Annotated in this window: 7 protein-coding genes; all 7 read right to left on the bottom strand. The window is 52.1% G+C overall.

Annotated features, from left to right (window positions below; translation table 11 throughout):
* Window positions 1-1,249: 1,249 nt before the first annotated feature.
* The 7 genes from J5M72_RS15250 to tssI all read right to left on the bottom strand — a co-directional run bounded on the left by J5M72_RS15250 (window position 1,250) and on the right by tssI (window position 11,144).
* Window positions 1,250-1,642, bottom strand: coding sequence for an Imm50 family immunity protein (locus J5M72_RS15250; RefSeq protein WP_102686526.1), 393 nt, complete (start codon window positions 1,640-1,642; stop codon window positions 1,250-1,252).
* Entirely contained in the window at window positions 1,639-2,235 is a 597-nt protein-coding gene (locus J5M72_RS28955) for an HNH/endonuclease VII fold putative polymorphic toxin (protein WP_243433339.1), read from the bottom strand. The genes J5M72_RS15250 and J5M72_RS28955 overlap by 4 nt, the downstream gene beginning before the upstream one ends.
* Window positions 2,192-2,596 (bottom strand): hypothetical protein, encoded by a 405-nt coding sequence (locus J5M72_RS15240; protein ID WP_169429779.1) that lies wholly within the window; start codon window positions 2,594-2,596, stop codon window positions 2,192-2,194. Before J5M72_RS15240 ends, J5M72_RS28955 begins: the two co-directional genes overlap by 44 nt.
* A gap of 338 nt (window positions 2,597-2,934) precedes the next feature.
* Window positions 2,935-3,555 (bottom strand): hypothetical protein, encoded by a 621-nt coding sequence (locus J5M72_RS15230; RefSeq protein WP_169429780.1) that lies wholly within the window; start codon window positions 3,553-3,555, stop codon window positions 2,935-2,937.
* The gene (locus J5M72_RS15225) at window positions 3,552-8,372 is read right to left on the bottom strand and encodes an RHS repeat-associated core domain-containing protein (protein ID WP_243433338.1); all 4,821 of its coding nucleotides are present in this window, start codon (window positions 8,370-8,372) and stop codon (window positions 3,552-3,554) included. Before J5M72_RS15225 ends, J5M72_RS15230 begins: the two co-directional genes overlap by 4 nt.
* Window positions 8,369-9,112, bottom strand: a complete 744-nt coding sequence (locus J5M72_RS15220; protein WP_169432619.1) for a DUF4123 domain-containing protein — start codon at window positions 9,110-9,112, stop codon at window positions 8,369-8,371. The genes J5M72_RS15225 and J5M72_RS15220 overlap by 4 nt, the downstream gene beginning before the upstream one ends.
* The gene (tssI, locus tag J5M72_RS15215) at window positions 9,102-11,144 is read right to left on the bottom strand and encodes a type VI secretion system tip protein TssI/VgrG (protein ID WP_207866208.1); all 2,043 of its coding nucleotides are present in this window, start codon (window positions 11,142-11,144) and stop codon (window positions 9,102-9,104) included. The genes J5M72_RS15220 and tssI overlap by 11 nt, the downstream gene beginning before the upstream one ends.
* Between the last annotated feature and the right edge of the window lie 28 nt (window positions 11,145-11,172).

Genomic DNA, 11,172 nt, shown 5'->3' with positions numbered 1-11,172 from the left:
GTTGTATGGGAATCGGGTGGTGGTTAAGTATGAGGTGTTGGACGCGTTGATCGATACGAAGTAATCATGGTTCTGGAATTACTATTCTTCTGCATCCATGAGTTTTCTGTATTTGGAAAATATAGCGATGGCTTGTCTGTCGCCATTAATCAGGTTTTCATAAAAATTAATATCTGAAGCTCACTCAGCGAATACTAACTTGCTTTCTGGCTTTGATTTTAAGGCGAGAAAGCAAAGTTTCCAATAGCACGAAAGTTTTCTGTCGATGACTTCGAAAAAGTCAGCTGCGACAGGAATGGGATATTCATCATGGGTTTCTGAGCATATTTAGTACAAAGGGCAGTTGTCCCGGAATACTATTCCGTAGACAATGTATTCTTTTCCTATTTGCAGGTCTAATTCGCCATCAGGAAGTGATATGTGTTTTTTTAATCTTGATACGGTTTCTGGATTTGGTGCTTGATTGAGGTTATTGAATATACATACGACCTTCATTTGATGGAATCTCCAAGCTCTGAGGTATGTGGTGGGATTGTCTTCAAGAACATAATGTATGAAAGAGGTTGAAAAGGGAGCAGATTTATTTTCTTCAGCGAAAAAAATTTTGGTTTGTTATGCTTCAAGCATAAAATCTTCGATTTTTTTAATAAATTCCATCTTGTTTTTGTTTTGAATTCCCCTAGGAATGTCTCGGAGTTTTTTAAAGGGTTCCCTTTGTTGTCGTACTTGATTGTTAGGAATTCAATTACAAACTCTCCCGATGGATCTCCTTCTGGTTCAACTCTGGAGTCAAAGCAGTGTCCCGTAGTTTGTCGTGCACCACCTAGTAAAACTGAGCTACTAAACCAATCTGCAGTTTCGGGGGTGAGATCAACCTCGTAAAGGTTGTTGATTGTGATTGTCCATCCGCTGGGTACTCGGAGGGGTTGGAGTTCGTATTTAAGTTTTCTTCTCATATTGTTTGGTATTTTTCATGTGTTTTTGAACTTGATCTGGAGATGCCGGAAATCCGTGTGTTACATATTGAAAGGGGGCGGACGTATTTTGTCCGAAGAAAAATAAATCTGTCCCCTTCTTGTCCCCTTCTTTGGTCCCCCTTTGGTCCAAATCCCACCATGTTTTTCTAAGGATTGTCTTCTGGAAGCTCATTTTTGTTCTTCAAGTTAACTGGGAAGGGCGCGGATTCATTTTTCAAAGAAAATAAGTCTGCCCCCGTTTTGATATTTATTCGTCCCCTTTGGTTTTTTGGTTATTCTGGGGCGTTCAAGTAAGCGGATGGGCCGCAAAGTAGCGGATGTTTAGTAGTGAATTCAATTAATGAATTTTCACTGGATGCAATTACTCTGAATTTTTGTTCGTTGGATGTGATTTTGATTGTCATTTTTTCATGGGTGGGAATGTTTTTTATTAAAAGGTCTTCGATGTTGCTGCAATTTAAACCTATGCGGCAGGTGTTAAATCCAGACTGCTTCCATTTGGCTGGCGGTGCATCTGGGTAATCTGGAATATCAAACTCCATTATTATAACTGGTCTACTGTTGTCAATATTTATGGAGAACAGTTCTATCTCCCCGATTGGGATGGGTGAGGTGAATACCTTGTTAAAAAAATTGCTTCCGTCTAATTCGTTCCAGGAATTCATTTTTTTTCCTTGAAATAATAGTGATCTCTTGCACCAGGAACCTTGCCTGTTCTCGTATTTTCAATTGGCCTGAGATTGAAGTGTGCTGTTTGGTCACCTTTATTTCCCGGCTCATTATACTGATGCCCTGCTGAGTGATCTTGGATGACTACTTTGGAGCCATCAGCACGTGTGAATTGATATTCTCTAGTAAGAACTGGTTTCCCATCACTGTTTAAGATGCTCTCTCCAGACTTGTCCGTCATTAATGAAAAGGGGACTGAAAAGGGGACAGATTTATTTTCTGAAAAGGGGACAGATTTATTTTCTTTAGCGAAAAATAAATCTGTCCCCTTTAGTTCTTTAGTTTTGTCCCCTTTAGTTTTGCCTTTAGTTTTGAGAAAGATTTTTATTTTGCCTGTTGGTTTTGAAATGTTGTGAAAATCATGCGGGGTGAAAATGAGACGGAGTGGAAAGGGAATAGATTTATTTTTTTCAATGGTAATAAATCTGCTCCCTTTATTTTGTATCCGCTTTAATTTGTTTGGATTATGTTTTTTGGGAGGTGCGTTATTTGTTAGGTTTTTTGCTGGTGTGTACGCAGTCGTGGTCATCCATGTATGTCAAGGTTTTAAAATTTTTTCCTATTATCCAGAATGGGAAGCCAGTCGTTTCGAATAGTAACGCTTTGAGATCAGTAGAAGACTCTAGTTTCCAAGCGTGAGTTTTGTCGTCGTGAACTATTAGAGTGGGATACTCAAGGTCGTCAATTGTGTCAACTTTTTTCCAGAATTCAGGATCATGCTTTTTTTCGGTGTGTATCAAAAAATATGGATCCAGATTCTTGGAGGGAGAGGAGAAGAATGCGATCGTTAAATCTCTGATTAGGTTGGCAAGTTCAATTTCGTTTAGTTTTTTATTTGCTATGTTCTGCTCTTCTAAGACAGAGTCGATTTCTTTTTCTAGGTAGTTCATTGCGGGTCTCCAATTCTCGCGCGTGATACAGGCACTGATTCTAATAAGATATGTCCTCTAACTGCGCCACCAGTACCGCGTTTCCCCGGTGTTTGGTATCCAACATGGGGGTCTGCAGGGCCGTCAGTGGAAGTGCGTTGAAAGGGGACAGATTTATTTTCATCAGCAAAAAATAAATCTGTCCCCTTTGACTCTTTGACTTTCATACTGATAGCTGTTCAACCCACCAGCAAGCTTGATCGGATCCGGAGTCAGAAAACGCCCAGTCCCCTTTGGCTTGTCCCCTTTGGCTTCTTAAACAAAAAATGAATCTGCTCCCCGTTGTGATCGCGTGGTAATTATTTATTGTAAATTCGATAGCCAGCGTCAAAGTTGCTAATTGTATGAGTGTTGCTATATGTGGGGTCGAATAGGCCTGTGAGAGGTGGTTGAGTAGGTTTTTCTCTTGAATTTAGTTTTTCTAAAGATTTTTGAAGCTCGGGGTAGCTTTCTATGTAGGTGTGGTCTGATGAGTTAAATTCAAGTGTTATAGTGCTGGGTGAAATGAATGCGAAGTTAATTAAAAGCTCCGGGTTCGAAAAGAGTCTTCCGCTGATGTCGTAGATCTTGTCTCCGGTGTTCAATTTTTGGCCGTAGCGTTCGTGGGTCAAATATCCGTGGTCTTGGTTTAATAGTCGTAATAATTTTTCGTAGCCTTTTATTGACTCAAAGGAAATACTGGCTCGTCTTATTACAAGGAAGCCGTCTTCGGTCATGTTCTCCAAAAAGTTTGAGCTCTGCCTGTTGATCGAGGCGATGACGGGCTTGTCGATTAAGTTAAGTACGAAGTTTGATAGATTAAGGTGAAATTTTTCCCGAGGGTTTTCGATGGGGGGGATGCTGATATAGCTTATGATCCCGCCTGCGTTATCGGAGTCGATCGCGCCAAAGCACTCTGTGATATCAATTGAAAAAATCATTTTGCTCTCTCGATAATGAACCGATCAAGTGATTTGGACCCGATCTGCTCGCCTTCAATGGTCTTGAACCCCGTTGGGTCAACTTTTGTTTGTGAAACGATTTTAAGCCCAAGCTCTTCAATTCTTTTGAGTGATTTTTTTATATATTTGTTGGCGTAAGCACTGCCGGTGATGGTTATCTGTCCATTTTCAGATAGCACTCTTAGGATCTCCGGATTTAAAGGGTCAAAGCCATAGGGGTTATCCATGTTGATGTAGCTCTGCGAACCAGATTTTATGCCTGACAAATCTGTCGCATTACCTGCATGTACTCCGGGCGTTTTGGGATCAATGTCAATGTTGTAATAACCTTCAATTGGATTTGAACCCGCACCAATATTAAGAGACCCATCAGCATTCGCTGGTTTGTCTAAGTATCTACCTAGATTATCTGGACACTGTTGGAGCCCCAGAGGATCAACCCAGCCAGTAGGATTTGTTACGTACTGGTAGTTATTCAACCCACCCGCAAGCTTAATCGGATCCGGAGTCAGAAAACGTCCAGTACCCGGATTGTAGTAGCGATGACGGTTGTAGTGTAGGCCCGTCTCGGCATCAAAATACTGACCTTGGAACCGCAAAGGGTTGTCGATTTCGCTGACATCCAGCGCAGCGAGGTTGCCGTATGCACGGTACTTCGCGGACCACATGATCTCGCCACTGTAGTCGGTGAGTTCCTGCGGTGTGCCCAGATGATCGAGTTGATAGTAGAACGGCGTCGCCTTAAGCGGGCCTTCGCCGTCGAGCATCGCCAGCGGGCGGAAGCTGCCGGGTTCGTAGATATAGGTGCGATAACGGGTTTCACCGCTTTCGGCGATCAGGCGTTCGCCTTGCCACAAGAATTCGGTGGTCTGGCCATCGACAGTTTTCTCGATGCGACGACCGAAGGCGTCGTACTTATAGGATGCAGTGCTACCGCCCGGCAGGCTGACACCGACCAGACGATGCTGGCAGTCGTAGCGGTATTCGGTGACGAGCTTCTGTCCGGTGCCGCGACGTTCGCGGATCAGGTTGCCATAGGCGTCGTAGTCGTAGTGGCGGTCGCCTTGCATCAGCAGACGGTTGCCTTTGACGTTGGCGAAGTTGGCTGTGCCTTCGTTGTTCTGGCCGAGCAGGTTGCCGGCCGGATCGTGGGCGAAGGTTTCAGGTGTCGCGCCACGTACGCTGGTCAAGCGGTCCAGCGGGTCGTAGTGGAAGCTGCGGTTGCCTTTTCGGCTGTCGTCGATGCCGGCGAGGTTGCCGTTTGCGTCGTAGTTATAGCGACGCTGGAACAGGTTTTTCTCGCGTTGGCTGACGCTGTGCGCTTGCAGGCGACCTTGTTCGTCGTACTGGTACTGGCTGAGCAGCAGGCCTTGCTGGCGCTGCTGCTCGCGACCGGCATTGAATTGGTGGCTGGTCAGGCGTGAGCCGTTGAGGTCGATGCTGCTCAGACGTCCGCCTGACAAATGGCGGTAGTCGAGTGTGCTGCCGTCGGGGAGGCGGCAGTGACTCAGTTGCCCGACGCTGTCGTATTCGTTACGTGTGGTGCCCCAGCCCTGATGCTCGGTGATCAGGCGATCCTGCACGTCATATTCGTAGGCAAGCGGCCAGTGACCGTCGTCGACATTCACCAGACGGCCCAGAGCGTCGTAGCTGTAGTGAATCTCTTCGCCATCGGCGAGGGTTTTCACCAGCAGTCGACCGGCAGCATCGCGCTGATATTCGGTGACCAATTCGCTGCCGTCGTCGCCGAATTCGGTTTTCTTCAGCAACTGGCCGTTGAGGTCGTATTCGTACGCGGTACGGCGGCCGTCGAAACCGGTTTCCTGCTGGATCAGGCCGTTGGCGTAGTAGTCGAGCTTGTAATGCTCGCCGCGTTCGTTTTCGATTTCAGTGAGCAGTAGGCCCGCGTTGTCGTAGCGATAGCGCAACTGGCTGCCGTCGGGATTGATGCGGCGGCTGACCAGATGCAGGTTGTCGGCGTATTCGTAGCGGGTGATGCGGCCGAGCTCATCGCGTTCGGCGGTGACGCGTCCGTAGGGATTGTAGGTGAAAGCCCGGGTGGCACCGCCGGGGAGGGTGATCTGGGTCAGGCGATCGACGGCGTCCCATTGGTAATGGGTAATGGCGCCGAATTCGTCCTGCCGGGTGATCTGGCGTCCGAGTGCGTCATAGCGATACTTGCGCTGACCACCGTCCGGAAGGCGCTCCTCCAGTAATTGGCCGAGGTTGTTCCAGCCCAGTTGATGGCGGCTGCCATCAGGATGGTGAATTTCCAGCAAGCGGCCCTGGCGGTCGTAGCTGTAGCGGGTTTCGTTGCCCTGTGGGTCTATTTGCTGGATGATGTCGCCTTGTTGATTGCGGTCGTACTGCCAACGGGCCTTGCCACGTTTGACTTCAATCAGTTGACCATCGAAATAGTTGTAGTGGGTCGGTTCTTCTTCCGGCGGGATGACAGCCATCAATCGTCCGGCATCGCTGTATTGATACTCGGTGATGGCCCCCATTGGATCTTTTACAGCAACAAGACGCCCCTCAGCGTCATAGGCGTTTTGCGTTTCAGCACCATCGGCAGCGGTTTCACTGATCAGACGTGCATTTTCGTCATGCACGTAAACCTGTTCACTGCCATCGGCGTTGTGAACCGTTACCGTGCCCTTGTCATCCCACTCGTAGCGAGCTTCCAGTTGGGAGTAGTTGGCCCAATGACGTACGCAGCGGGAGAGCTTGCCTTCACGTTCCCATTCCCAGAAGAAACTGGCGCCACCGGCCAGTTGCCGCTCAAGAATGACGTGCTGATCGTTATAGCGGTAATGCTCGGTTTCGCCTGCAGCGTTGGAGGCCGAGACCAATTGATTGCGAGCGTTGTAGCGATAGGTGACGAGGGTCTGAATGGTCAGCCACGGATCCTGGCGCTCACCACGCTCGTCATACTCGGAACGCTGTTGTTGCTGATCCACGGCAACGATATGGCGATCGTCGTAGCGCAACAGCAACGCGCGGCCAGCACCGTTATCGATGCGCTGGATCCGCCCCACCAGGTCATAGCTGATATGCACCTGATTTCCGTACGAGTCACTGACCGTCGTCAGGCGGTCTGCGCGGAAATGATAAAAGCGTGGTTTTGCCCCTGCTTGGGTGAGGATCAGTTCACCAGGCGCGCTGCCCAGATAAATCGCCGCCTGAGCCAGACTGTTGGTGATGGCTGGCCGTTGTTCGGTCGGCATCGGGAAGCGGGTCTGACGGTTTTCGTTATCAGTCCACAACACGCCTTCATCGTTGATTTGCAGGCGATGGGACAGGGAGTGGCTCCAGCCATGGCCGAGACGCCCGTCGATTTCGACCGCGCTGCTGCGGTAGAGACGTGTCCATTCAACGGGTAGCAGCCCACCCAATATGCCGTCTGTGAGTGTCAGCAATTCCTCGCCGGTCACCATCGATACCGGTTCACCGTTAGTGCAGGTCTTATCGGCGCACTGAGCAGGTTGATCCGCCGGGTTTTTGGACTGGTCGGGCGCGTTGTCTACTTTTTCCTGTTGTTGGGCGCGGGTACTGTTTTCCCTCTTGCCGCGTGCATGAATCTGCGCATCCGTCTCTACAGCACCTCCGGAAACGGGTGGTTTTTTCTTGGGTGGTGTGGCGGTCTCTGCGGGTTTTGGAGGCGCAATTTCTACGCTTGCCTTTCGCGCCTGATTCAGTGGCGAATTGCCGTTGAGCATTAACGGTTTCGCCGTATCGGCGTGCGCCGTCGCATTCTTCTTGCTGATCTTCATCAGCATCGACGTGAAGTCTTCAATCAGTGTCATGACCTTGCCGCTGTTCCTTGCAGCATTAAGGCCCTTGGTGCCAATACGGACGGCCAAACCGATCCCGCCCGTCAAAACAATACCGATCAGGATGTTCAGCAGTACTTCCGTAGTCAGTTCTGCCAGCACTTCAGTGCAGGTCTGCGGAGGCAGCATCTTGACCCACGCGACGATCGCCGCGACGTAGATCCACATGAGTGGTTCGTCACTGGCGATCAGCAGTGCTGTTTGGATGGCTTCTTTCGAAGCGTTATAGATCTTCTTTATCTGTTCTTCGGTGAAGAACTTTTTGAGCTTCTCGTAGTTTTCCCGAGGGTGCGCAACCAGGTCGTAGAGGCTCTTGATGTCCCCCCACAGCCCCATGATTGCCTTGAGGAATCCCTTCCAGGCCGATTCCAGCTGTTGTAATGCCCGTCCACCCATGGATGCATTGGTATGTGCTTGCCAGAGTGGCAGAAAATCGGTGGTCCACTCTGTTTGCAGCCAGCCGCTCAGGTCCCCGATTACGCCTTGATAGGAGTTGAACAGGCTATCGATCTGAGCCTTGGTGGGATTCGGGAAAAAAGTGATTTCATATTGCTGATGCGGTTTGAGGCCTGTGACCTCCAGAATGCCGCTTGGGCCGATTTTGACGTTGATCGCTTGACCGACTTCGTTCTTGCCATAGAGCTTGCCATCCTCCACCGGCACCAGTCGCACCGGCGTATTGCCGATAGGGACAAAACGCGCTGATTCAAAACTGTGAACCAGCTTCAGTTTGCCGTTGGCAGGGCAGTTGGCATAAAGGGTATTTTCCTTTTTGCTGTCCTTGTCCGCTGTACCGACTTCGTCACCGACCTTGAACTGCTGCTCAGCGTCCAGAATGCCGCCGTACCAGGCTTCGGCATGCTCGCGATAATCCTTCAGACACTTCTTGAAGTCGCTGATGATGGCCTGAGCGTCAGGTTGTTTTGCATTGAGATTGGCAACAATCTCACCCATCAAAATGCTCATACAGCCACCTCACTTTCCAGATGGGCCTTCAGCAGGCCGGTAAAATTTTCTTCCGTGAGTGGCGTGCGTTTTACGAAGCGCGCCACTTTCTTTTGCAGGTTCGATTCCGGAAACGAGAAGTACAGGTCGGCATGCTCTTCCTGCAGCCACTGCATCATGTTGCCGATCACGGTTGACGGATTTTCGGCCATCAAGCTGTCCAGCAGGTCTTTCGGCACCTCCCACCACGGCCAATCCCTCACCTTCGGCACCACCCTCGGCCCGACTTCCAGGCTCCGTCCATTAATCAGATACCGCTCAAACACCGGCAGCACTTCCCCAGCCGTCTCACCCAACCCTTCAAGAATCGGATGGATATGCCGCCCATCCCAGAACCGGAAAAACACCTCGGTCCCGTCCGGCATTTTCACTTGGGTCAGGCTGCGCAGGTGTTCGAAGACTTCGTTGGGTTCCGAGCGGGAGATCGCCAGCCAGCCCCAGTCGAGGGCGTCGGTTTCGGTGATCCAGGGCAGGAAGGCCGAGTTGGCCTTGAGTTCGGCGACGTAAGGCATCACCGGTTGCCAGGTGGAGTAGGGCGTCCCGCCCCAGACGGGAATGGCCTGCACGGACGGTTCACTCTGATACAAAGCCTTGAGCGCTTCGGCATCACTGGCGGCGCTGACGATCAAATACAGACGCTCATCTTTTTGCAGCGGCTGTTGTGCCAGCCAATCCTTGGGTGTCAGTCGATTAGATGGCACAAGCACCTGCCTTGCATTTTTCACACTCTTCACAAAACGGCGCATTACGCTTGAGGGTGTTGATTTGCGCCGGGGTCAGTACGGCGCCAGCCTTGTCGGCATCCGCCTGCTTCAGCACGCCCGGCATCAACGGCGCCGCCCCCGTGCCGCTTCCCGGCCCACCACCGGAGTTGATGTTGATTGCCGGCCCGCTCATGGTCACGCCGCCGCCATCGATCTTGATGAAGCTGCCACCGCCGACCAGCGTCAGTTCGGCCCCAGCCTCCAGCACCACTTTCATTCCGCTGCTCAGGTGAATTTCCTGGCCGGCGTCGATGAATTGCCCGGTGCCAATCTTGATGTGCTGGTTCACGCCCACGGTCAGGTGGTCGTTGGCCCGTGCTTCGACTTTGCGGTCTGCGTAAACGGTGTGGTGTTCTTCGGCCTTGAATTCCGTGTAGCTGTTCTTTTCCACGACGTCGTGGCGTTCGTTGCCGACGCGGATTTTCTGGTCGTGTTCGATGTTCTCGTCCCAGTCGCGCTGGGCGTGGAGGAAGATCTGTTCCTGACCTTTCTTGTCTTCGATGCGCAGTTCGTTGAAGCCACCGCCGCCCATGGAACTCAGGGTTTTGAAGGTGGTGCGGGTCTTGTTCGCCGGCAGGGCGTACGGGACGGTGTTTTCCTTGTGGTACAGGCAGCCGCTGATCAGCGGCTGGTCGGGGTCGCCTTCGAGGAAGGTGACCAGCACTTCCATGCCGATGCGCGGGATGGCGATGCCGCCGTACTGGGCGCCGGCCCAGGCAGAAGACACGCGCAGCCAGCAGCTGGTCTTGTCGTCCGCCTGACCTTCACGATCCCAGTGGAACTGGACTTTGACGCGACCGTATTCGTCGCAGTGGATTTCTTCACCTTTCGGGCCGGTGACCACGGCGCTCTGGCTGCCGAGGATGCGCGGTTTCGGGTGGCGCAGGGGTGGGCGGTTCGGCACGTCCCACGGGGTGGCCTGGAAGCGGTTGCGGTAGCCCTGATGGAAATCGTCTTTCAGCGCGGTGGTGTCACTGGTGACCGACTCTTCCAGCACTTGCGGCTGCTTGCCTTCGTGCAGGACTTCGGTGAGCAGCCACAGATCGTTCCACTTGGCCTTCGGGTGTTCTTTCAGCGCGAGGAAATGACCGCTGACCAGCAATGGCTGATCGCTCTTGCCTTCGGCGAGCTGGAAGTCGCTGCGATGGCGTTCGAGGGCGCGTTTGGCCAGGTGCTTGCCGCGTTCTCGGTCGACGAAACGGCCCGGGTAATCGTAGTCCTCGAGGTCGGGCAGGGCGTCGCCACGGTTTTCGCTTTCGAGGGTGATGCGCGGTTTTTCGAAGTCGTAATCGCGGCGGGTGGTGCGGCTGGTGCGGGTTTCCAGGCGCAGGTCGAAGCGCTTGATCACCGGGTCGCTGGCGACCATGCCGGAGTCCTGCTGATAGGCCACCGGCGCCAGTTTTTTAAACACCGTCTGGTCGTCGCCGAACACCAGCTTGTGGCCCGTGGCGCTGTGCTGGAAGTGGTAGTGAATGCCTTCTTCTTCGCACAGGCGCTGGATGAAATGCAGATCCGATTCGTCGTACTGCACGCAGTAGATGCGCTCGGGGTAGATCGAGCCGGTCTGGAAGGCGTAGGCGTTGCCCTGAATGCCGTGTTCTTCGAGGACCTTGCCGATGATTTTCGGCACGCTGAGGTTCTGGAAGATCCGCTGGTTGATTCGGTGCGCGAGGTACGCCAGTTGCGGGCGCAGGGTCACGGAGTAGCGTGTCAGGCGCTTGCCGGAATCGCCTTGCGCGGCGCGGTAGATCAGGCCGTGGATGCCGCTGCCGTCGGGCGACAGCTGCAGGAAGGCCGGTTTGTGCAGCAGGGTTTCGAGGTCCAGCGACGGCTGCTCACTGACCAGCTCCACCTCGAACACAAAAGGCTGGCTGATGGCTTCCCGGCCGGTCAGGGTAAACACCTGAAAGTCGGCGGAAAGACCTTCGATGGTCAGGGCAAAGTGGGTTTCATTGGCCGGCGCGAACATCCCTTGTTCCTCGTGCTGTACAGCGGCG

The organism is Pseudomonas sp. 58(2021), assembly GCF_017491585.1.
Classification (GTDB): domain Bacteria; phylum Pseudomonadota; class Gammaproteobacteria; order Pseudomonadales; family Pseudomonadaceae; genus Aquipseudomonas; species Aquipseudomonas fluorescens_BT.
The sequence above is the reverse complement of the archived record's forward strand: the minus strand, read 5'-3'. Positions and strand labels throughout refer to the sequence as shown.

Coding starts and splice junctions, on each gene's coding strand:
- J5M72_RS15230 (WP_169429780.1), bottom strand. CDS start 3,555: ATGATTTTTTCAATTGATATCACAGAGTGCTTTGGCGCGATCGACTCC.
- tssI (WP_207866208.1), bottom strand. CDS start 11,144: ATGTTCGCGCCGGCCAATGAAACCCACTTTGCCCTGACCATCGAAGGT.
- J5M72_RS15250 (WP_102686526.1), bottom strand. CDS start 1,642: ATGAATTCCTGGAACGAATTAGACGGAAGCAATTTTTTTAACAAGGTA.
- J5M72_RS15240 (WP_169429779.1), bottom strand. CDS start 2,596: ATGAACTACCTAGAAAAAGAAATCGACTCTGTCTTAGAAGAGCAGAAC.
- J5M72_RS15225 (WP_243433338.1), bottom strand. CDS start 8,372: ATGAGCATTTTGATGGGTGAGATTGTTGCCAATCTCAATGCAAAACAA.
- J5M72_RS28955 (WP_243433339.1), bottom strand. CDS start 2,235: ATGACCACGACTGCGTACACACCAGCAAAAAACCTAACAAATAACGCA.